The sequence below is a fragment of the Solimonas fluminis genome (genome assembly GCF_002930645.1).
Taxonomy (GTDB): domain Bacteria; phylum Pseudomonadota; class Gammaproteobacteria; order Nevskiales; family Nevskiaceae; genus Solimonas_A; species Solimonas_A fluminis.
The window spans coordinates 87,225-108,647 of record NZ_PSNW01000015.1 but is presented as its reverse complement, the minus strand read 5'-3'; the positions used below and the strand labels follow the sequence as shown (position 1 = coordinate 108,647).

At 67.9% G+C, this 21,423-nt stretch carries 18 protein-coding genes and 3 tRNA genes; 16 read left to right on the top strand and 5 right to left on the bottom strand.

All coding sequences use genetic code 11. The features are described from left to right. The 16 genes from C3942_RS20145 to C3942_RS20070 all read left to right on the top strand — a co-directional run. A partial coding sequence (locus tag C3942_RS20145; RefSeq protein ID WP_165797554.1) for an MMPL family transporter occupies positions 1-352 on the top strand: 352 nt, incomplete at its 5' end. A 76-nt stretch (positions 353-428) separates the two neighbouring features. Further along, a complete protein-coding gene (locus C3942_RS20140) occupies positions 429-1,838 on the top strand; it encodes a DUF1329 domain-containing protein (protein WP_207766168.1) in 1,410 nt (469 codons plus the stop codon). A gap of 7 nt (positions 1,839-1,845) precedes the next feature. Further along, positions 1,846-2,811: a WD40/YVTN/BNR-like repeat-containing protein gene (locus C3942_RS22445; protein WP_104232159.1), complete on the top strand. Its 966-nt coding sequence runs from the start codon at positions 1,846-1,848 to the stop codon at positions 2,809-2,811. Positions 2,812-2,891: 80 nt separating this feature from the next. Continuing rightward, a complete protein-coding gene (locus C3942_RS20130; RefSeq protein ID WP_104232158.1) occupies positions 2,892-4,928 on the top strand; it encodes a DUF1302 family protein in 2,037 nt (678 codons plus the stop codon). Between the two features lie 224 nt (positions 4,929-5,152). Beyond that, positions 5,153-7,129, top strand: a complete 1,977-nt coding sequence (locus C3942_RS20125; RefSeq protein ID WP_104232157.1) for a hydantoinase/oxoprolinase family protein — start codon at positions 5,153-5,155, stop codon at positions 7,127-7,129. Between the two features lie 10 nt (positions 7,130-7,139). Then, positions 7,140-7,973, top strand: a complete 834-nt coding sequence (locus C3942_RS20120; RefSeq protein ID WP_104232156.1) for a hypothetical protein — start codon at positions 7,140-7,142, stop codon at positions 7,971-7,973. Between the two features lie 37 nt (positions 7,974-8,010). Beyond that, the gene (locus C3942_RS20115; protein WP_104232155.1) at positions 8,011-10,020 is read left to right on the top strand and encodes an acetoacetate--CoA ligase; all 2,010 of its coding nucleotides are present in this window, start codon (positions 8,011-8,013) and stop codon (positions 10,018-10,020) included. Positions 10,021-10,043: 23 nt separating this feature from the next. Beyond that, positions 10,044-10,496, top strand: coding sequence for a MaoC family dehydratase N-terminal domain-containing protein (locus C3942_RS20110; protein WP_104232169.1), 453 nt, complete (start codon positions 10,044-10,046; stop codon positions 10,494-10,496). Between the two features lie 12 nt (positions 10,497-10,508). Further along, complete coding sequence (locus tag C3942_RS20105; RefSeq protein ID WP_207766166.1) at positions 10,509-10,940, top strand: MaoC family dehydratase; 432 nt, start codon at positions 10,509-10,511, stop codon at positions 10,938-10,940. Positions 10,941-10,954: 14 nt separating this feature from the next. Further along, positions 10,955-11,788 (top strand): SDR family NAD(P)-dependent oxidoreductase, encoded by an 834-nt coding sequence (locus tag C3942_RS20100; RefSeq protein WP_104232167.1) that lies wholly within the window; start codon positions 10,955-10,957, stop codon positions 11,786-11,788. 488 nt (positions 11,789-12,276) lie between these two features. Continuing rightward, positions 12,277-13,932 carry a DUF1631 family protein gene (locus tag C3942_RS20095; protein ID WP_104232154.1) on the top strand — a complete coding sequence of 552 codons (1,656 nt, stop codon included), beginning with the start codon at positions 12,277-12,279 and terminating at the stop codon, positions 13,930-13,932. A 154-nt stretch (positions 13,933-14,086) separates the two neighbouring features. Next, positions 14,087-14,163: transfer RNA gene (locus C3942_RS20090), tRNA-Arg, on the top strand. Between the two features lie 203 nt (positions 14,164-14,366). Next, positions 14,367-14,443: transfer RNA gene (locus tag C3942_RS20085), tRNA-His, on the top strand. 15 nt (positions 14,444-14,458) lie between these two features. Next, positions 14,459-14,533, top strand: a tRNA-Lys gene (locus C3942_RS20080). Between the two features lie 80 nt (positions 14,534-14,613). Then, the gene (locus C3942_RS20075) at positions 14,614-16,533 is read left to right on the top strand and encodes a SurA N-terminal domain-containing protein (protein WP_104232153.1); all 1,920 of its coding nucleotides are present in this window, start codon (positions 14,614-14,616) and stop codon (positions 16,531-16,533) included. Between the two features lie 67 nt (positions 16,534-16,600). Next, entirely contained in the window at positions 16,601-17,842 is a 1,242-nt protein-coding gene (locus tag C3942_RS20070; RefSeq protein ID WP_104232152.1) for a dicarboxylate/amino acid:cation symporter, read from the top strand. 131 nt (positions 17,843-17,973) lie between these two features. On the opposite strand, the gene C3942_RS20065 is transcribed toward C3942_RS20070, so the two are convergent. From C3942_RS20065 to C3942_RS20045, 5 genes are all read right to left on the bottom strand, one after another. After that, positions 17,974-18,468, bottom strand: a complete 495-nt coding sequence (locus tag C3942_RS20065) for a YcxB family protein (protein WP_104232151.1) — start codon at positions 18,466-18,468, stop codon at positions 17,974-17,976. Then, a complete protein-coding gene (locus tag C3942_RS20060; protein ID WP_104232150.1) occupies positions 18,465-19,250 on the bottom strand; it encodes an enoyl-ACP reductase FabI in 786 nt (261 codons plus the stop codon). Before C3942_RS20060 ends, C3942_RS20065 begins: the two co-directional genes overlap by 4 nt. Before the next feature lie 118 nt (positions 19,251-19,368). Continuing rightward, positions 19,369-20,364, bottom strand: coding sequence for an AgmX/PglI C-terminal domain-containing protein (locus C3942_RS22145; protein WP_133164373.1), 996 nt, complete (start codon positions 20,362-20,364; stop codon positions 19,369-19,371). Beyond that, complete coding sequence (locus tag C3942_RS20050) at positions 20,361-20,873, bottom strand: ExbD/TolR family protein (RefSeq protein WP_104232149.1); 513 nt, start codon at positions 20,871-20,873, stop codon at positions 20,361-20,363. The genes C3942_RS22145 and C3942_RS20050 overlap by 4 nt, the downstream gene beginning before the upstream one ends. Beyond that, complete coding sequence (locus tag C3942_RS20045; RefSeq protein WP_104232148.1) at positions 20,870-21,406, bottom strand: ExbD/TolR family protein; 537 nt, start codon at positions 21,404-21,406, stop codon at positions 20,870-20,872. The genes C3942_RS20050 and C3942_RS20045 overlap by 4 nt, the downstream gene beginning before the upstream one ends. Positions 21,407-21,423 lie beyond the last annotated feature (17 nt).

Genomic DNA, 21,423 nt, shown 5'->3' with positions numbered 1-21,423 from the left:
CATCTACCTGCTGTCGCGCATCTGCGAGGAATTCCACGCGCAGGACGGCGACTGGGGCCGCACCAACGTGGCGGCGCTGACCACCACCGGCAAGGCGATCATGTTCACCGCCTCGATCATGGTCATCGGCATCCTGCCCTGGTACTTCATGTCGGGCCTGAAGTTCATGGCCGACATGGGCCTGCTGCTGGTGCTGATCATGCTGATCAACATGGTCCTGGCCCTGGTCGTGCTGCCGCTGATCGTCTGGCTGCTCAAGCCCACCTTCGTCACCCGCGACGACCTGCTCGTCGGCGAGGGCGCCGACCTGTCGCTCTATACGGTGCAGGACCCACCGCCCGCCAATGCATGAAAAACCAACACCTTCCCATGCCGGCTGCACCGAGCACGGCAAGCGTACCGCCAACGACTGAGTGAGGAGATCCGAGATGACGTTCCGCATCAAGAAGTACGACTTCGACTATGGCCGCCGCATGCTGCTGCAGAAGTCCGCCGTGGGTGCCGCCGCGGGTGTGCTGGCGCCGCTGTGGCCGACCATCGCCGACTCCGCGGATGACACCAGCAAGGCCTACCCCGAGGAGCTTCTGCACATCGAGGCCTACACCAAGGGCAAGATCAAGCCGGGCGACGTGGTGACCAAGGACAACGTCGAGGCAGTGAAGGACCTGCTGGATCCGGTGGCCTACATGCATGTGAAGACCATGGGTCGCCGCATCCATATCGTGGAATCCACCAAGGATGTGACCAAGCTCAGTCCGCATCCCTTCCTGCAAGGCACCCTGCGCAACAAGGGCAAGGCCAAGATGGGCGCCGACGGCAACGTCTACGACCAGGCCGGCAATCCCTGGGGCGCGGGCCTGCCCTTCCCGGACCCGAAGAACGGTATCGAAGCCACCGCCAACATTACGCTGAGCTGGGGCCGCCACGACTACTCGCAGTACGCGGTGCGCGACTGGGACATCGCCCCGGACGGCAGCCTGGCCTACCAGTACGACTTCGTCTGGGCCGAGCTGAACACCACCGCCCGCAACGACGACAAGGTCTGGAACGGCAAGAAGGACCTGCTGCGCTACCAGTCGGTGTGGTTCACGGCGCCGAACGACACGGCCGGCAGCTCCTTCCTCAACATCTGGAGCTACGACCAGCGCAAGTTCCCGGAACTGTACGGCTACCTGCCGGCGTTCCGCCGCGTGCGCCAGTTCCCCACCAACCAGCGCTTCGAGCCGCTGGTGCCGGGCATCACGCTGTTCCTGTCCGACGCCTGGTCCGCGGGCGATCCCATGCTGACCTGGGGCAACTACAAGATCGTGGAGCGCAAGCCGATGCTCGGCGCGGTCGGCAGCCGCAACTTCATGGGCGGCCGCGGCGGCACGATGAACAACTACGAGCGTCCGGTGCACGGCGGCCCCAAGGGCCAGACCTTCCATGACGTGTGGATGGAGCTGATTCCGGAATGCCTCGTCGTCGATGCCGAGCCCACCGGCTACCCGCGTGCGCCGGTCGGCAAGAAGCGCACCTGGATCGACGTCCGCAACGGCCTGTTCATCGCCTACAACACCTACGACCGCCGCGGCGAGATCTGGAAGACCTTCGAGCCGCAGTTCGCGCAGTACTCGAACGAGAAGCTGACGATCAAGGACGACAGCGGCCAGCCGGCCTGGTCCTGGGTGGGCGTGCACAGCCATGACCTGCAGGCCAACCGCATGAGCCGCTTCGTGCAGGCGCGCGAGGTGACCGGCGGCTACAAGAGCGGCTACGACAACGCGATCATGAAGGGCGAGGACGTCTACAACAAGTACCTCACGGTGCAGGCGATCACGCGCCTGGGCACGGCTTGAGGCTGCCATGAAGCACACCCGCTTGCTCATGACGATCGGCGCAAGCCTCCTGGCCGGCGCCGTATCCGCCTCCGCCCCTCCGGCGGAGCCGAAGAGCCCGCTGCAGCCGGTGCTGACCGGCACGGTCCACCAGGCGCTGTTCGCCATCGACTTCGGCGGCGCGCTGGGCGTGGCGGTGGGCGCGGGCGGCGAGGTGCAGGAGTCCAGCGACAGCGGCGCCACCTGGAAGATGGTGCAGGCGCCGACGCAGCTTTCGCTGCTGGGCGTGGGCGTGGCCGACGGCAAGGCGGTGGCGGTGGGCCAGAGCGGCCTGGTGCTGACGCGCGGTGCCGACGGCAAGTGGACCGAGGGGCAGAGCGGCAGCAAGCAGCGCCTGCTGGCGGTGGAGATCAACGCGGCGGGGCGTGCGCTGGCGGTGGGTGCCTTCGGCACCGTGCTGCTGTCGGACGACGCCGGAAAGACCTGGCGCAGCGTGGCGCCGGGCTGGGCGGAGTTCGCCGCCGACGGCATGGAGCCGCACATGTACGCGGCGCACGTGGCGGCCGACGGCACGCTGACGATTGCCGGCGAGTTCGGGCTGATCCTGCGCAGCGGCGATGCGGGAGCCAGCTGGACGGCCCTGCACAAGGGCGAAGCCTCGCTGTTCGCGCTGCAGCTGCGCGAGGACGGCGTGGGCTACGCGGTGGGACAGAGCGGCGCGATCCTGCGCAGCGCCGACGGCGGCGCCACCTGGGAGGAGCGGCCTTCGGGAACCGGCGCGCTGCTGCTGGGCGTGCACGCGGCAGCAGATGGCCGGGTCCTGGTGACGGGCATGCGCGACATGCTGGTCAGCCGCGACGGCGGACAGAGCTTCAGCCAGGTGCAGGGCGGCGGGGTGAACAGCCTGTGGTTCGTGGGAGTGGCGCAGGCTTCGGCCAGCGCACCGGTGCTGGCCGTGGGCCAGGCCGGACAGATCGTGCGGCTGGTCCCCTGAGGCGCCGAAGGCAGCGAGCCCGAAGCCGGGCGCTATCGCGGTATTGCGGAAGAACGAAAGGTCTCTGAGGAGAGAACACGATGCGCAAGACAAGCGTGATGGGGGTGGTGGCGGCAGCCTGCGGTCTGGCTTCGCCGCTGGCACAGGCGGGCTGGTTCGACGAGGTCAGCATGAATATCGGCGGCTTCATCCGTCCGGAGTTCAGCTACTCGACGAGCAGCGACGATAACCCTGCCAACCAGCTGGGCAACTACTACAACGGCGTCTCGGTGCCGCGGCAGGCCTACTCGCCACCCGCCCTGGTGCCGGGGCTGCTCGAAAGCCTCGGCCTGCCGCCGCTGCTGGGTGGCCAGGTCGGCACCTGGACCACCTTGCCACTGCCGCCGCTGCCCTTGCTGGCCACTGACACGACATCGCCGGGCCTGCGCGGCGTCAACAGCGCCACCGGCGGCGGCACGCCGATGAAGCGCGTGGACAACGACATCAACTACGCCATCGTCCGCTCGGAAGTGGAACTGGGCGTGCGCTTCACCCAGAGCCTCAACCTGATCGCCCGCCTGCGCGGCATCTGGGACCCGAAGATGTACGACGAGTTCGACGCCCGCCGCTACCGCGACGTGCAGGGCGGCATCTCCGGTGGCGACCAGGTGCTGTACGGCGGCAAGCCGAACTATTTCGAGTACCGCGTGGAGGGCGACGACAGCCCGAACCCGCTGGAATGGGCCGGCGACGACTACCTGATCTACTTCCCGACCCTGGTGCTGGAGTACAACAACGGACCCGTCACCGCGCGCGTGGGCAACCAGCAGATCGCCTGGGGCCAGGCGCTGTTCTTCCGCGTGTTCGACGTGGTGGATGGCCTGGACCTGCGCCGCCACTCGGTGCTGGACTACGCGCAGGAAGAGTATTCCGACAAGCGCGTGCCGGCGCTGGGCGCGCGCCTGGGCTACCAGCTCAACGAGGAACTGCTGGTCGATGGCTACGTGCAGAAGTTCCAGCCGACGATCTACGGCAACCCGAATACGCAGTACAACGTGATCCCGGCGCAGTTCACCGTGCATGACCGCTACGTGGAAGGCGGCTGGGACGACAAGCTCAGCTACGGCATGCGCCTGAAGGGCAACTACGGCCAGTGGGGCTTCCAGGCCATGGCGGTGCAGCGCTACAACCCGGATGGCGTGTTCCGCTGGACGCAGTCGGGACACAACAAGGATCTGCCGACCCAGCCCGGCTCCACCGGCCAGTTGGTCAACACGGTGCTGGCGCTGCAGGGGCGGGATTCCGGTGAGCTTCTGGCCCAGACCGCCTTCGAGGCCTCGCCCGGCGGCGTGTATTCGGCGCAGGAGTGGTTCAGGTACGCCGGTTTCGCCCGCCTGAACGCGATGAGCGGCCTCAACTCGTCGATCACGGAGTTCCCGGCGGCGGCGGACCTGTTCGCCACCACGGTGAGCACGGAAGAGGAAGCCAACAACCTGTTGAACACCTTCTTCATCGCGGCCGGCGGCAGCCTGCGCGGCCATATCGCCCGCGAGTATGCGCAGGAAGAGGTGTTCGGCCTGGGTGCCAGCTACGTGACGGAAGGCGAGCCCGGCAGCCTGCTGGACCAGCTGATCATCAACTTCGAGGTCAGCTACACGCCGGACCGCACCTTCACCAACACCTCGCTGAGCCGCAACTACATCGAGGAGGATTCGGTGACCACGGCGCTGGTGCTGGAGAAGTACCACCGCTTCAGCCAGGCCTTCCCGGCAACCTACCTGGTGTTCCAGCACATGTACCGCAGCGTGGACGACCTGTTCGGCCGCCACCTGTCGGGCTACGGCGGCACGGAAAGCAAACCGGCCGACGGCGTGAACGGAGCGCACTACCTCGCCTTTGCCTTCCAGCAGCCGTTCCCGCAGGACATCTATCGCATCGGCTTCGCCACGCTGTACGACCCGCGCGGCAGCATCCTGGTGCAGCCGGGCATCAAGTGGAAGCCCCGCGGCGCGCTGACGGTGGAGGCCTTCTACAGCTACATCGACGGTTCGCTGGGCGGCGCCAATCCCAACGACACGCTGCTGTCCACGGTGGACTACGCCGACGAGGTCACGGTGCGCCTGACGTATCAGTTCTGAGGCTCCCTGCGGAATACGCTGCCTCATTCCCTCCTCCCAGGCAGCGAGGATGCCGACGGCGCAGGCCGTCGGCGATTTTTACGGAGGCTACCCAAGTGGGCGGGGTCTGCGATCCGCCCCTGGCTTACGGTTTCCATGCAGCAGGGCCGCCTTTCGGGTGACCAGCATTCGCAGCGAATCCATTCGGGCGTTCGGCAGCAACAGGCAAGACGGAATCCATTGACATGAAAAGCAAGCAATCAGCGGCCGCCATCAAGATTTCTCAAGTCCACGACGTCGAGCCGGCCGCCGCCAAGGCCGGCAAGCTGATCAATATCGACAACGGCGGAACGCTCACCGACATCTGCGTGATCGACGGCGGCCGTGTCTGGCGCACGAAGACCGTCACCACGCCGCACGACCTGTCCAAGTGCCTGCTCGATGGACTGGTGAAGGCTTCGCGCACGATCTACGGCAGGGACGACCTGCTGTCCTTGCTGCTGTCGACGGAGTACATCCGCTACTCCACCACGCAGGGCACCAATGCCCTGGTGGAGCGCAAGGGCCCGCGCCTGGGGCTGATCCTCGGCGGCACGCTCAAGGCGGCGGAACTGCAGGGTACGGCCCAACAGACCGATCTGCTGGCGAGCCTGGTCGGCGTGCGCATCGAAACGCTCGACCCGTCGCTGGCAGGCGACGCCCTGGAGACGGCGGCGGTACGCGCGGTCAACGGCCTGTCGTCCGCGGGCGCCAACCGCATCGTCGTGGCCTTTGGGGGGAGCGCCCGCAGCAGCGGCGAGGCGGACCTGAAGAAACTGCTGCTGCGCAAGTTCCCCCCGCATTTGCTGGGAGCCATCCCCATCCTCTACTCGCACGAGGTCGTCGACGATGCCGAAGATGCGCGCAGGGCCTGGACTGCGATGTTCAACGCCTTCCTGCACCCGGCGATGGAGCGCTTCCTCTACAACGCCGAGCACAAGCTGCGCCAGTACCGCACCCGCAATCCCTTGCTGATCTTCCGCAACGACGGACACTCGGCCCGGGTTTCCCGTACCATCGCGCTGAAAACCTACAGTTCCGGTCCGCGCGGCGGCGCGGAGGGCAGCAAGGCCCTGGCCAGCCATTACGGTTTCCGGCGCCTGCTGTCGATGGACGTCGGCGGCACCACCACCGACATCAGCCTGGTCGAGGACGGTGTGGTGCGTGCGCACCGCCGCGGGCAGGTGGAAGGCGTCGAAACCTCGTTCCCGTTGTGCGATGTCGTCAGTGCCGGCGTCGGCGGCAGCTCGATCATCCGTGCGGAAGGCCGGGCCATCAGGGTCGGCCCCGAGAGCGTCGGCGGCGCGCCCGGACCAGCCTGCTTCGGCCTGGGCGGCAAGGAGGCGACGATGACGGACGCCTTCCTGCTGGGCGGCTTGCTCGATCCTGCGTCCTATTTCGGCGGCGAGTTGAGGATCGACGTGGAGCGCGCGCGCGCGGCCATCGGCGAAAAGGTTGCCTTGCCCCTGGGCCTGACGCCTGAGAAGGCCGCGCAAGCCATGGAGGAGGCCTGGGTCGGCAAGATCGCCGCCAGCCTCAGGGACTATGCCCCGATCACGCCGGACACGGTGCTGGCCGCCTTCGGCGGTGCCGGTCCCTTCGTGGTCTGCAAGGTGGCAGAGGCCCTGGGCATCCGGCGCATCATCATTCCGGGGCTGGCGGCGGTGTTCTCCGCCTTCGGCATCGGGTTCTCCGACGTTGCGCATTCCTTCGAGATGCCGCTGGCCAGCAACGATGCGGCCGGGCTGCAGGCGGCGAGCGAGCTGCTGCTTCTGCAGGCGCGCCGGGCCATGTTCGGCGAGGGCGCCGAGCTGGAGCAGTGCCGCATCGAGCAATCGCTGCGGGTGATCGACCCCGCGGGCGAGCGCAGCATCGCTCTGGGCGAGGGCGAGCCTGTCATCCCTGCCCAGGCCCGCGTCAGCCTGGTCCTGCAGGCGGTGAAACCCATCAGCCATGCGAAGCTCGCCGGCGAATTCGGCAAGGCCACGTGCGGCGCGGTCAGCACGGCAAAGCGCCGCACCCTGTCCGGTGAGTTGCCGCTGTACCGCGTCGAGGAGCAGCCGGCCGGCTCCACCGCCGCAGGGCCGGCGGTGCTGGAAGAGGCTTTTTTTACCTGCCGCATCGAGCCCGGCTGGCGCTTCGAGATCAACCAGGCGGGGGACATCCTGCTCAGCCGGTCCTGAGGGCACCAGAGTGGCTGCACTGATCGAGCGCCTCGCGGACGGTGGCCGAGGCCTGTGGCTGGACTACGGTGCTTATGCCTCGCGTCTGCTGGCGGGTGGCCACGTGCCCTGGACGGACGCGGATGCGGCCATCGGCTGGCTGCGAAAGGCCCAGGGTCTGCTCGGGTCGGATGTCGTCACCTTGCCGGTTCGTGAGGTGGCTGCCGCCTGGCTGCAGATGCGCCCGGAACTGAGTGGGGCCATGGCGGCCAGGCCGCGCGCCGCACATGCGCTGAAGACCCTGCTGGCCGACGAAGTCTTGCGTGCGCAGCTCGCGTCGCTGGCGACAGCCCTGCGATCCAGCTTCGGTGCCCAGGCACTCGTGCTGGCGCTGCCCTCGCCGTGCCACTGGGTGGCCCTGGCCCATGGGCAGGCCCATCCTGGCGCCAGCGTGGAGGTGGATGCGGACGCGGTGGACGACGCGGCGGTCCACATCGCCGACTTCCTGCGCCGCTTCGCCGATTGCGGGCTGGACGGCGTGCTGCTCGAGGAGAGCCGCGAGTCCGCTTCGGCCCTGGCCGAATCCCTGCCGCTGTACCAGCCGCTGCTCAATGTTGCCGCCCACTACCGCTGGGATGCCGGCCTGCTGATGCCGGCGGATGCATCCGTCGCGGGCGTCGAGGGGCTGGACTTCCTGGTCGCCTCGGAGCCGGCGGCCGGCAGCGTGCCGGGTCTCAGGATTCCGGACAGCTTCTGGCAGGGCGGCCAGGCGCCGCCGCGCCCGGACGGAGGATTCCGCTACGCGGAAATCCCGGGCAAGGCTCATCCGGAAAGCGTTCTCGAACGCCTGGCCAGCCTGCGTTGAACGGTAGTCGAACGGTATGGGTGATCAGGAGAAATCCATGGTGAAGGAAGGCGAGTTGCTGTGGACCCCGCGGCCCGAGTTTGCGGCCCGCTCGAACCTGGCGCAGTACATGCGGTGGCTGTATGGCAATCGCGGGCTGGACTTCAAGGACTACGAATCGCTCTGGCAGTGGTCGGTCACGGACATCGAAGCGTTCTGGGCCAGCATCTGGGATTACTTCCAGGTATGTTCGGACCAGCCCTACACACGCGTGCTGAGCCAGCGCGTCATGCCGGGGGCGAACTGGTTCGAGGGCTCGCGGGTAAATTACGCCGAGCACCTGTTGCGCGCCGAGGCGGAGCGCGGAGAGGCGCCGGTGTTCCATCATCTCTCCGAGAATCGCCCGCTGGCGCGCATGAGCTGGAACGAACTCGGCCGTCAGGTGCGCATCCTGGCCACGCAGCTGCGCGCGCTGGGCATCGGTCCGGGCGACCGCGTGGTGTCCTACATGCCCAACGTGCCGGAGACCGCCATTGCCATGATGGCTGCCGTCGCCATCGGCGCGGTGTGGTCCTCGGCAGCCCCGGAGTTCGGCGTCAAGACGGTGATCGAGCGCTTCGCGCAGATCCAGCCCAAGCTGCTGTTCGCCGCCGACGGCTACCGCTTCGGCGGCAAGGACTTCGCACGCGAGGGCGAAGTGCGCCAGATCGTCGAGGCGCTGCCCTCGCTCGAGCGCGTGGTCTGGCTGCCGTACCTGGAGCCGCAGGGCGGTCTGCCGGCGCTGCCCGGCGTGCTGTCCTGGGGCAACCTGCTGGATCGCCAGGACGTCCCGGGGGAGAGCTTCCGCTTCGAGCGGGTCGAGCATGACCATCCGCTGTGGATCGTGTTCTCCTCCGGAACCACCGGCCTGCCCAAGGCCATCGTGCACAGCCATGTCGGCGCGCTGGCCGAGCACCTGAAGCTGACGCACTTCCATTTCGGCCTGTCGGCCGACTCGGTGATGTTCTTCTACAGCACCACCGGCTGGATGATGTGGAACCTGCTGCTGGCCGCCCTGCTGACCGGTGCGGGCGTGGTGCTGTACGACGGCAATCCGGCCTATCCCTCGCTGGACCTGCTGTGGCGGCTCGCGGCGGATACCGGCGTGACCTCCTTCGGCGCCAGCCCGACCTACGTGCAGATGATGGAGAAGGCCAGGCTGCAGCCCAAGGAGCGATTCGACCTGTCGCGGCTGGAATCGGTCATCGTCGCCGGCGCTCCTTCCACGCCGGAGACCTTCGACTGGTTCTACAAGGCGGTGAAGCAGGACCTGTGGGTCACCTCGCAGTCCGGCGGCACCGAGGCCTGCAGCGGCTTCGTCGGGGCCGCTCCGCTGCTGCCCGTCCATGCCGGCGAAATCCAGACACGCATGCTGGGCATGGATGTGCATGCCTGGAGCGAGGATGGCCAGGAACTGATCGACCAGGTCGGCGAGCTGGTGGTGACCAGCCCCTTCCCCTCCATGCCGATCCACTTCTGGAACGACACGGGCGGAAAGCGCTATCGCGAGTCCTATTTCGAGGTCTATCCCGGCATCTGGCGCCACGGCGACTTCATCAAGATCAACGCACGCGGCGGCTGCTACATCTACGGACGCTCCGACTCCACGCTCAACCGCTACGGCGTGCGTATCGGCACCGCCGAAATCTACCGCGCGGTGGAGCAGGTGGAGGAAGTGGCCGACAGCCTCGTGGTGTGCTGCGAATTGCCTGGCGGCCAGTTCTTCATGCCGCTGTTCCTCAAGCTCAAGCCCGGCGTGGAACTGGACGATGGCTTGCGCGAGCGCATCGCCGCGCGCCTGCGCCAGGATTGCAGCCCCCGCCATGTGCCGGATCGGATGTATGCCGTGGACGCCGTGCCCTACACGCTGACCGGCAAGAAAATGGAAGTGCCCGTCCGCAAGATCCTGATGGGATGGCCGCTGGAGAAGGCTGCCAGCCGCGATGCCATGATGAACCCGGAGACGATCGATTGGTTCCTGCGCTTTGCCCAGGAGTCCACCGACTACCGGTGGCGGACGGCAGAGTGAGGGCCCGGGGGGGCTGCATGATCGTGATCGACAGGCGCTGGATCGGCCATGAGCTGCCGCCGTACGAAGTGGCGCTGGAGCGTGGGCGGCTGCGCGCTTTCGCGGCAGCCATCGGCGAGACCGACCCCGTCTACACCGACGTCGGCGCGGCGCGTGCGGCAGGGTTCAGGGACCTGCCGGCTCCGCCGACCTTCCTGTTCGGCGCGGGACTCGAGGCCGGGAGCCTGATGCAGGTTCTGGGCGAGATGGGAGTCCCGCTCTCGAAGCTTCTGCATGCCGCGCAAGGCTTCACCTATCACCGCGCGGTCTGCGCCGGCGATGTCGTCGCCGTTCGATCGTGGATATCGGACATATACGACAGGAAGGCTGGAGCCCTGCAGTTCGTGGTCGAAAGCACGGAGGTGCGGGATTCCTCGGGCCAGCTCGCGGCTGAACTGCGTGCGACCCTGGTGTGCAGGAACCAGCCGCCGGCCTGAACAGGACTCCAAGTGAACAACTCCGCAGAGGGCCTCAAGCCTGGCGACGAACTTCCGCCGCTGGCGATCCTTCCCGTCGACCGCATGATGCTGGCGCGTTTCGGCTGTGCGTCCGGCGACTTCAATCCGATCCACCTGGACCTGGATTTCGCGCGCAGGGCCGGCATGCCGGATGTCTTCGCCCACGGCATGCTGGGCATGGCCTGGCTCGGCCGCATGCTCACGGCCTGGATTCCGCAGGGCCGACTGCGCCGCTTCGATGTCCGTTTCCAGGGCGTCACGCACCTGGGCAATGCCATCACCTGCCGCGGCAGGATTGTGGATGTCCCGATCGTCGAGGGCGAGCGCTGTGCGCGCATCGAGGTGAGCAATACCAACCAGTTCGGACAGATCAAGATCCTGGGCGAGGCGCTCGTCTCGTTGGATGGGGGCTGCCCGGCATGAGCAAGGACATCAACGTGTCAAGGAAACTCGAAGGCAAGGTGGCCCTGGTTACCGGCTCCGGTCGCGGCATCGGACGGTCGATCGCACTCAAGCTGGCCAGCGAAGGCGCGCGGGTAGTCGTCAACGACCTCGACCCTGAACCGGCGGCCGAGGTGCTGGACACCATCCGCGCTGCGGGAGGAGAAGCGGTGGCCTGCCTGGGCAGCGTCACCGCGCCGGACTTCGCCGAGCGCTTCGTCGGGGCCGCGACCGGTCAGTTCAAGGGCCTGGACATCATCGTCAACAACGCCGGCTACACCTGGGACACGGTGATCCAGAAGATGACCGACGAACAGTGGTACGCCATGATCGATGTGCACCTGACGGCACCATTCCGGATTCTCCGCGCCGCGCAGCCGGTGATCCGCTCCCTGGCCAGCAAGGAGGGCGAGGAGGGCCGCCGGGTCGTACGCAGGATCGTGAACATCTCCTCGGTGGCGGGGCTGTTCGGAAACCCGGGCCAGGTCAACTACTCCAGCGCCAAGGCAGGCATTACCGGCATGACGATGACGCTGGCCAAGGAATGGGGACGCCTGAACACGACGGTCAACTGCGTCGCGTTCGGCCTGATCCAGACCCGTCTGACGGCGGCCGCGGCCGGCGCCGGCACCACCGCCAGTATCGACGGCCGGCAGATCAAGGTTGGCGTGAGTTCCGACCTGATGGCGACGATGGAGCGAGGGATCCCGCTGGGCCGGAGCGGCACGCCCGAAGAGGCGGCGGGGGCGGTCTACATGTTCTGCATCCCCGAAAGCGACTATGTCAGCGGACAGACCCTGCTCTGCAGCGGCGGACTTACCGGAATCTGACCGGCCGGCTGGCGGCCTTCCGCAGGCGCCGCCGATCAGGCAGGGGATTCATGACTCCGCGCCGCGCGACCGCTCCTCCTTGCCGCTCTCCGGCTCGGGCGTTGGATCAGCCGGGGCCAGGGTCTCTGCACGACCTGCGGCCGGGGGGGCGACGGGAGGGCGTGGAATTCCTCCGCCGCGCGCAACGGCGCGATGAGTTCGTGCCGGAAGCCCTTGAATATCGGGCAAGAGGCCCATTGCCGGAGCCGTGTCGCCCGGGTCCTGCCCGCCCGGCCCCGAACCCGCTTGCGGCCACAGCCTGAACAACCGGATACTCAGGAACCGGCGGGAGACCGGTGAGCGGCCGCCATGCAGCGGCCGCCAATGCAGTGAGGGCGGGGTCCCAGTATGCGAATCGAACATTGCCGGACCGGGCGGGGCAGGGAGCGGGCCACGGGCCTGCCTGCCGGACTGCTGCCGGTCCGTTGCTCCGGGGCCACGACGACCCGATGAGCAAGAGCAGTCTCCCCGGCGACCCCAAGTCCGCCGTTCCGCCCTCCCTGCTGCAGGCCGACCACCTCAAGCGCCTGGGTCTGGCCGCGGCAGAAGAACTGCGCAAGACCGTCCGCAGCAACCTGACCGACCTGTTCGCGGCCTTCGTGCAGCGGCTGCCGGCCGACTTCACCGAAATGGCCTTTGCCGCCAGCGACCTGCAGGCCCAGCATGCCTTCGGCGAGCTGGCGATGCTGGTGGCGGAGAAGGGTGCGGGTTGGCTCGAATCCTATGTGCAGCGTGTCGATGCCGCCATCACCGGCGGCGAAGTGGCGCGCCGCGAGGTTCCCGGCCAGCCGCAGAACTCCGAGGCCTCGGCAGCGTCCGCCAATGCCGAACTGCGGGCCGAAAGCCTGCACCGCCGCACGGTGGGCGAGCTCGACGCGCGCGTCGACCGGCTGCGCCTGATGCTGTACATCCCCATCTATACCCGTGCCCTGGCCCCGGCCAGCCTGGTGCGCACCCTGCAGGAAACCGCCACCGAGATCGGCTGGCCGGCCGGGCAGCGCCAGGTCCTGTTCCAGCGCTTCGACGAGGCGGTGGTGCCGCAGCTGGGCTCGATGTACGACTCGCTGATCGCCTCGATCAAGGTGATCAGCACCGCGGCCACCCGGGCGACCCAGGAAGGGCCCGCGCCGGTGACGGCTCCGGCCGTCGCGCCGCCGCCCCCGCCGCCAGTGAGCGTTCCTTCGGTGACGCCGCCGGTGATGCGGCGCGAGCCGGCTCCGCCGCCCCAGGTCGATCAGAGCACGGTGTCGATGCTGCAGAACTTCGCCGGCAAGGCGGTCGACGGTACCTACAACGACGGCTCGCTGGCTGCCGACCTGCTGAGCCTCACCGGTCCGCACGTCCTGCCCGGCGTGGCCGACGACCAGCGCTGGGTGCCGCTGCAGCGCATGTCCCTGGCCGGCCGCTTCATCAACGAGGCCATTGCCGACGCCCTGGTCCCCGAGGAACTCCGCGCCCAGCACGAATCGGTGCGATTCCCGGTGGTGAAGTCCGCGCTGGCGGATTCCACCCTGTTCACGGCCGCCACGCACCCGATCAACAGCCTGGTCAATGACCTGATGCTCAAGTCCGCCAGCGCCCGCCTGACCGGCAACGCCGAGGCGCGCCGAGCGGTGGAGCGCCTGCAGCAAGTGCTGGTGCAGTTCGACCTGTCGCCGGAGTTCGTGCGCGAGGCCATGCTGACCCAGGCGCCGATCGACGAGGCGCAGATCCAGCGCTTCTTCGAGTGGAAGAAGGAAGAGGCCGAGGCGCGCCGCCAGGCCATCATCAACGAAGTGCGCCGCCTGGTGATGCGCCAGGTCGAGATGGCCACCTTCGGCCGCAACGTACCCGAGCCGGCCATGAAGTTCCTGACCTCGGCCTGGGGCCCCCTGCTGATGAAGCGCCTGGCCAACCACGGCGCCGACCACGAGCAGTGGAAGGAAGGCCTGAGGTTGATGGAGGAGCTGATCGACGAGGTCGACCAGCCCTTCCCGGACCAGGACACGGAGCCCTGGGATCGCCTGATGAAGACCCTGGCCGAGGGCCTGGCCTCCGTGGGCATGGCGGCCGAGCGGGTCGCCGCGTCGATCGCCGGCCTGCAGGCCGCGCGCCCGGCGCACTGAGTCGCTGCAGTCAAAAAGCGCCCGTAGCTCAGTTGGGTGAGGACGGATCAGCGAGAGTCCGGTGGACTCTCGCCCGGCCGAACGCCCGGCCATGGAAGGCCGGGCCGGACTGCAGCGCCATGGATGGCTCAGGTAGTAAAGGTGGAATCAAAAAGCGCCCGTAGCTCAGTTGGATAGAGCATCTGGCTTCGAACCAGAGGGCCGGGAGTTCGAGTCTCTCCGGGCGCACCAGAATCTGCGACAATCCGCCCCCGGCGGGGATTCGCCGGAGGGCGGATGCTCTGCCTGGCCGCCTTTGTCCCTGGATATGGGGGCACAGGCGGGCGGCAAAAGCACCTCCGGCCGGTTTTCCGCAAAAAAACGTTTGGACTCTGGAATAGTTCTGGTATGATTCGCGGCCCTGAGTTTCCCCGGGGTTGGGAAGCTCACCGATGGTGGGCGTAGCTCAGTTGGTTAGAGTCCCAGATTGTGATTCTGGTTGTCGGGGGTTCGAGTCCCCTCGTCCACCCCATTTTTAAAAGTGTATGGGTTGCTAGCTCAATGGTAGAGCAGCTGACTCTTAATCAGTAGGTTCGGGGTTCGAGTCCCTGGCAACCCACCATACGCATACGACAAAGCCCGGCTCTGACCGGGCTTTGGCGTTTTCAGGCCACCGCACCGCTTAAGAGAGTTGAGGAAACCATGCTTCAACAGATCCGTGACCGCACCAGCGGCATCGTCGCCGGCTTCATCGTCGCCCTGCTGATCGTGCCGTTCGCCTTCTTCGGCATCGAGACGTTCAGCGGCGGTGGCGGCGATCCCGTGGTGGCCAAGGTGGGCAAGCAGAAGATCCACCAGTCGCAGTTCCAGAACACCTACGACCAGCGCTATCGCCAGTACGTCTCCCTGATGGGCGACAACTTCAAGCCGGAAGACTTCAAGGCCGACGACTTCCGCAAGCTGGTGCTGGACGACATGACGCAGGAGGCCATGCTGCGCCAGTTCGCCGACAAGGCCGGCTACCGCGCCAACGACGCGGTGGTGTTCGACTACCTCAGCCGCATCCCGGCCTTCCAGAAGGAAGGCAAGTTCGACACCGAGACCTACCGGGCCGTGCTGGCGCGCCAGGGCCTGGAGCCCACGCGCTTCGAAGAGCAGGTGCGCAACTCCATCGCCATCGAGCAGATGCGCGGCGGCGTGCTGGAAACCGCCTTCATCACCGACGCCGACGTGCAGCAGGCCTGGCGCCTGGCGATGCAGGACCGCGTGGTGGAGTACGCCCTGTTCGACAGCAGCAAATACCTGGCCCAGGCCAGCGTCAGCGACGAGCAGGTCAAGGCCCGCTACGAGCAGAAGAAGGCCCAGCTGATGGCGCCGGAGCGCATCCGCCTGGCCTATGTCGAACTGTCGCAGGCCCAGCTGGCCCAGGCTTCGCTGCCCGGCCAGGACGTGCTCAAGACCATCTACGATGCCGAGAAGGCTGCGCGCTTCACCACGCAGGAACAGCGCAAGGCGAGCCACATCCTGGTCAACTTCGGCGCCGACAAGGCCGTCGCCAGGAAGAAGGCCGAGGCCCTGGCGGCGCAGCTCAAGGGCGGCTCCGACTTCGCCGCGCTGGCCCGCGCCAACTCGGACGACACCGGCTCCAAGGAGCAGGGCGGCGACCTGGGCTGGATCAAGCGCGGCCAGATGCCCGAGAGCTTCGAGAAGGAACTGTTCGACCTGAAGACCGGCGAAGTCGCCGGCCCCATCGAGACCGAGTTCGGCTGGCAGCTGATCCGTCTCGACGAGCTCAAGCCCTCGGTCACGCGCGCCCTGGCCGACGCCGACGTGCAGCAGGAGCTGATCTCGCTCTACCAGAACCGCGAGCTGGCCAAGCGCTTCCAGGAACAGTCCGAGAAGCTCGAGCAGCTGGCCTTCGAGAACAACGCCTCGCTGGAGCCGGTGGCCAAGGAACTGGGCCTGCAGGTGCAGACCACCGACTGGTTCACGCGCGAGGCCGGCAGCGGCATCGCCGCCAATCCTGCCGTGCTGCAGGCCGCCTTCTCGCCGGAAGTGCGCGACGACAACGAGAACAGCAAGCCGATCACCGTGGGCGAGAGCCTGGTGGTGATCCGCAAGGCCGAATACGAAGCCCCGCGCCAGCGGCCGCTCGCCGAGGTGGCCGACGCCCTGCGCGAGGAGCTGCGCGCCGAGTCGGCCAAGACCCAGGCCCAGGCCGAGGCCAAGAAGCTGCTGGCCGAACTGCGTGCCGGCAAGCCGCTCGCCGAGGCCGTGGCGGCCACCGGTGCCGAGCTGCGCCAGCCGGGGGCGCTCAAGCGCGTCCAGCAGGGCGAGGAGCCGCAGCTGCTGCGTGCGGTGTTCAAGCTGCCGCGCCCTGCCGCCGGCAAGCCGCAGCTCTCCGAGCTGAGCCTGGACAACGGCAACGTCGCCGTCCTGGCCCTCACCGAAGTGCGCGATCCGGTTCCGGCCAGCGCCGCGGAGATCGCCCAGCTGCGCCCGCGCCTGCGCGAGATGCAGGCCGGCGCCGAGTTCACGGCCTACCAGAAGGTCATCGGCGAGAAGGTCAAGGTCAAGCTGGTGAATCCGCCGGCCCAGGCCGCCTCGCCCGAAGAGGAATAGGCCGCGCATTGCGCGACCAGCCGTCCGTAGGCCACCCTACGGACGGTTTTCTCTTTTGGGGCACCCGATGAAGCTGCACTGGCAGATCGCGATCGCGCTGGCGCTGGCCCTGGCTGCCGGCATCACGCTGGGCGAAGCCCCCTGGTTCCTGCAGGCCTGCAGCTTCGTCGGCACCCTGTTCCTCAACGCGCTGAAGATGCTGATCGTGCCGCTGATCGTCTCGGCGATCATCTGCGGCCTGGCCGGCATCGCCGATGCCGGCACGCTGGGGCGGCTGGGCTGGCGCACGCTGGTGTTCTACATGGCCAGCGGCCTGCTCGCGATCCTGACCGGCCTGCTGATGGTCAACCTGCTGGCCCCCGGCATCGTCGACGGCCAGCCGGCGGCGCAGCGCCTGGGCCTGGCGGCGGATACCGAACAGGTCGTTTCCGGCGTGCGCGAGCGCGGCACCGGCGACCTGGTGGCCGTGCTGCAGCGCCTGGTGCCGGCCAATCCCATCGGCGCCGCGGCCGAGGCCGACATGCTCGGCGTGGTCACCTTTGCGCTGCTGTTCGCCTGGGCCCTGGCGCAGTTGCCGGAGGGCACGCGGCGCACGCAGCAGGAGTTCTGGCAGGGCGTCTATCAGGCGATGCTGCGCATCGCCGACCTGGTCATGCGCTTCGCGCCGCTGGGCGTGTTCGCCCTGGTGGGCGGCGTGGTGGCCAAGACCGGCCTGGAAGCCCTGCGGCCCCTGGCGGTGTTCTTCCTGGCCGTGGTGGCGGGCCTGCTGACCCATGCGCTGCTGACGCTGCCGCTGCTGCTGCGCCTGGTGGCCCGGGTCTCGCCGATGGCGCACTACCGCGCCGTGGGCCCGGCGCTGCTGACGGCTTTCTCGACCAGCTCCTCGGCCGCGACCTTGCCGCTGACGCTGTCCTGCCTGCGCGAGCGCGCCGGCGTGTCCGAGCGCGTCACCGGCTTCGTGCTGCCGATCGGCGCCAACGTCAACACCGACGGTACCGCCCTCTACGAGTGCGCCGCGGCGCTGTTCATTGCCCAGGCCTACGGCCTGGAACTGGGCTTCGCCACGCAGTTTACGATCGTACTGATGGCGCTGCTGACCTCGGTCGGCGTCGCCGGCATTCCCTCGGCCAGCCTGGTGGCGATCGCGCTGATCCTGGGCACCATCGGCCTGCCGCTGGAAGGGGTGGGCCTGATCCTGGCGGTGGACCGGGTGCTCGACATGTGCCGCACCGCCGTCAACGTGCTGGGCGATACCGTGGCCACCGTGACGGTGGCGCGGATGGAAGGGGAAGAGATCCTGCAGCGCTAGGGCGGGCAGGGGATCGACGCCCTTCTCGCAGGAGCGGCCATTGGCCGCGAGCGCCGACGGCGATGGAGACGAGCTTCGCGGCCAACGGCCGCTCCTACGGGATTCCCGTGCATGTGGTCAGGCCTGCCGGCCTAGTGCGGCGAACCCACGCGCTGCCGTAGCAGCTCCACGAACACCTCGAAGTCCTGCGGCCGTTCGAAGAACGATGCCGGCACCAGGTAGAAGCCGCTCTTCACCGGATACAGCAGCACCACGCGGCGGCTGCCGCGCCAGCGTCCCAGCTGCTCCCAGCGCAACTGCTGCTCGCGCCCGCCGCGGTCGAAGCGCAGGCCCTGCTCGTCGATCGACAGAGCCATCGGTGCCGCGATCGACGGGCTGGCTCGGTAGCGTCGGCGCGCGCGCCAGGGCATCACCAGCAAGCCGTAGGTGGCCAGCACGGCCAGCGTGCTCAACAGCACCGGCGAGCGTGTCAGGGCCAGCGCCAGCACCGCGGCGCCCAGGGCCAGGCCCAGCAGGCTCAGCACCATCGGCGGCGGGCGCAGGTGCAGGAACTGCGCGGCGACATAGTCGACCTCGCCGATCCGCCCCTGCGCCCGCAGCGGCAGCACCGTGGCCGATTCGCTCACTCGCCGATGCTCATGCCCATGACGTTGTAGCCGGCATCCACGTAGAGGATCTCGCCGGTGATGCCGGAGGCCAGGTCGGAGCTGAGGAAGGCGGCGGCGTTGCCCACTTCCTCGATGCTGACGTTGCGCTTCAGCGCCGAGGCCTTCTCGGCCGCCGACAGCATGCCGCGGAAGCCGGTGATGCCGGCCGCGGCCAGCGTCTTGATCGGGCCGGCGGAAATGCCGTTGACGCGGATGCCCTGCTCGCCCAGGTCCGCCGCCATGAAGCGCACGTTGGCTTCCAGCGAGGCCTTGGCCGGGCCCATGACGTTGTACATCGGCACCGCGCGCACGGCGCCCAGGTAGGTCAGCGTCAGCAGCGAGGCCTTGCGGCCCTGCATCAGCGGGCGCGCCGCCTTGCCCAGCGCCGCGAAGGAGTAGGCCGAGATGTCGTGCGAGATGCGGAAGCCCTCGCGCGTCACCGCGTCCAGGTAGCGGCCCTGCAGCTGCTCGCGCGGCGCGAAGCCGATCGAGTGGATCAGCACGTCCAGGCCGCCCCACTGCTTTTGCAGCTCGGACATGACCTCGTCGATCTGCGCGTCTTCCACCACGTCCAGCGGCAGCACGATCTTGCTGCCCAGGCTGGCGGCGAATTCCTCGACGCGGCCCTTCAGCCGCTCGCCCTGGTAGGTGAAGGCCAGCTCTGCGCCCTCGCGGTGGAAGGCCTCGGCGATGCCGGTGGCGATGGAACGGTCGCTGGCGACGCCGGTGATCAGCGCCTTCTTGCCGGAAAGAAAACCCATGGCTAATCCTGCTCTGGTGTCCTGGAGGGGAGCCCAATGATAAACGGGGGTGGCCTGGTCATGGCCACCCCCGTCGGGACTACAGGAACACAGTCGTTCGCCGGACCCCGGCGCCGGCTCAGGTCGGCGGATACAGAACGATCGGATAGTTCGGATACGTGAACGGCGGGACATCCTTGGCCCCGAAGTTCATCGACAGCACGCGCTGGATGATCTTGCGCTCGAAATCTGGGTCGTTGAAGGTGCTCGACACCAGCTTGCAGTCCGTGACCTGGCCGCTCGGCGCGATCGTCAGGCTGACGATGATCTTGCCGCCCTGCTCCAGGGCCGGCGATTCCATCATCGCGCGCTTGTAGATCGAGGTGAACGAGCCCTTGTTGCGGTCGAACACCAGCTGGATCTCGTCCAGCGAACGGCCGGAGAAGATCTTGTCGCCGCCCTGGCCGGGCTTGGTCTTGTCCGGACCGGTGCCGATCGGGCTCTCCACCACCGTGGTGCGGCGGGTGCCGATGCCGGCGCCGCTCTGGCGGCGCTGCTCGCCGCTGCCGCTGGCGCCGATGCCGGAGCTGCCGCTGGCGGCGGCGCGCTCGAAGGCCGCCGAGGAGCCGGCGCCGGTGGCGCCGGTGCCCGCCTGGGCCTCGATCCGGCTCAGCGGACGCGGCGCGTCGAAGCCCTGCAGCGACTGGCTGTTGAGCTCCGAGAGCTGCTGCTGCATCGCCAGGATGCCGCTGCGGGACGCGGTCTCGCGCGCCTTCTGCACGACCTGTTCCTGCGTCGGCTGCGGCGGCGTCACCTTCTCCTCGCGCTTGGGCTCGGGCGGCTTGTCCTGCTTCCTGGTCTCGGCCTTGGGCTGTTCCGGCTTGGGCTTGTCCTCCGGTGCCGGCGCCGGTTCCTCGACCTGCTTGGCGATCTCGGCGTCCGGGATCAGGCTGACGTAGCGCTGCTCGGTGGTGTCGCCGCCGCCTTCCTTGAGGCCCTGCAGCTTCAGGTAGGGAATGACGATGCCGACGATGACGAACAGCAGCAGCGAGATGCCGACGATGCGGTTGAAGCGCCGGTCGGTCTCATCCGGAAGCTGCCAGCTGTCCGGGGTGGCGTACCAGAGGCCGCTCATGGCGTGCCCCCGGCGCCGTGCTTCTCGATCACGGCCAGCGAGATCTTGGCGAAGCGCGTTTCGGTGCAGGTGGCCATCACCTTCTTCAGGATCTGATAGGGGATCGCCTTGTCGGCCATGATGTTGACCTCGCCGCGCGTGACCATGCCGGCGGCGGCGCCGGGGGTCTGCATCAGCGGGGCGGTCATCAGCTCGGCCTTCAGGCCCGGCAGGATGTTGCCTTCGGCGGCGGCGGCCTCGGCCACGCTCATGACGCGGCGGTTGTTGACCAGCACGTCGTCGAGCGTCACCTGCACCAGGGTGTTCTCGCGCGGCTCTTCCTGGATCACCGACTCCGGCAGCTTCAGCGCCTTGGGATTGGGCAGGATCTCCACCACCAGGGCGTTGACCAGCAGGTAGAACACCAGGATCGCGAAGATGTCGATCAGCGAGACGATGTTCATCTCGGTGTCGCGGCCCTGCTGGCGCGCCAGGCGTTGCAGGCGCTTGACGATGCGTTCCTTCCTCATGGGGCCACCGCCGGCGCCGCGGCGCCTTCCAGCGGCGCGTCGCCGATGGAAATCTGCGGGAACAGCTCGTGCGGCAGGCCGGAAGCACGGGCCTCGGCCGGCGTGATGCGGGACGCGTCCATGACCTTCACCAGGTCGTCATAGGGCGTGTCCGGTTCCAGCAGCACGTTGATGCTCTGCTCCGAGGGGTCGGACTTCTTCACTTCCACCAGCAGGTCGGACAGCGCCTGGATGTTGTAGCCCTGCGGCGTGTTGGCCAGGTTGCGGGTGACGCCGCCGGAGCTGACCACCAGCTCGGTCTTGCGCAGGGTCACGGTCAGCGGCTGCTTTTCCTGCTGCTGGGGCGTGACCGTGCGGTCCGGAGACGGCAGGTTGAGGCTGATGACGTTGAGGCGGGCGGCGGCCAGCGAGGAGCTGACCAGCAGGAAGAACACCAGCACCGCGAACACGTCGATCAGCGAGACGATGTTGAGATGCACGGCGCGCGCACGCTGCTTGTGGTGCCGCTGCAGACGCCGGATTCGCTGGGACATCGGAATCTCGCGTGAGG

Coding starts and splice junctions, on each gene's coding strand:
- C3942_RS20095 (WP_104232154.1), top strand. CDS start 12,277: ATGAGCAAGAGCAGTCTCCCCGGCGACCCCAAGTCCGCCGTTCCGCCC.
- C3942_RS20075 (WP_104232153.1), top strand. CDS start 14,614: ATGCTTCAACAGATCCGTGACCGCACCAGCGGCATCGTCGCCGGCTTC.
- C3942_RS20070 (WP_104232152.1), top strand. CDS start 16,601: ATGAAGCTGCACTGGCAGATCGCGATCGCGCTGGCGCTGGCCCTGGCT.
- C3942_RS22145 (WP_133164373.1), bottom strand. CDS start 20,364: ATGAGCGGCCTCTGGTACGCCACCCCGGACAGCTGGCAGCTTCCGGAT.
- C3942_RS20115 (WP_104232155.1), top strand. CDS start 8,011: ATGGTGAAGGAAGGCGAGTTGCTGTGGACCCCGCGGCCCGAGTTTGCG.
- C3942_RS20140 (WP_207766168.1), top strand. CDS start 429: ATGACGTTCCGCATCAAGAAGTACGACTTCGACTATGGCCGCCGCATG.
- C3942_RS22445 (WP_104232159.1), top strand. CDS start 1,846: ATGAAGCACACCCGCTTGCTCATGACGATCGGCGCAAGCCTCCTGGCC.
- C3942_RS20130 (WP_104232158.1), top strand. CDS start 2,892: ATGCGCAAGACAAGCGTGATGGGGGTGGTGGCGGCAGCCTGCGGTCTG.
- C3942_RS20045 (WP_104232148.1), bottom strand. CDS start 21,406: ATGTCCCAGCGAATCCGGCGTCTGCAGCGGCACCACAAGCAGCGTGCG.
- C3942_RS20060 (WP_104232150.1), bottom strand. CDS start 19,250: ATGGGTTTTCTTTCCGGCAAGAAGGCGCTGATCACCGGCGTCGCCAGC.
- C3942_RS20125 (WP_104232157.1), top strand. CDS start 5,153: ATGAAAAGCAAGCAATCAGCGGCCGCCATCAAGATTTCTCAAGTCCAC.
- C3942_RS20050 (WP_104232149.1), bottom strand. CDS start 20,873: ATGAGGAAGGAACGCATCGTCAAGCGCCTGCAACGCCTGGCGCGCCAG.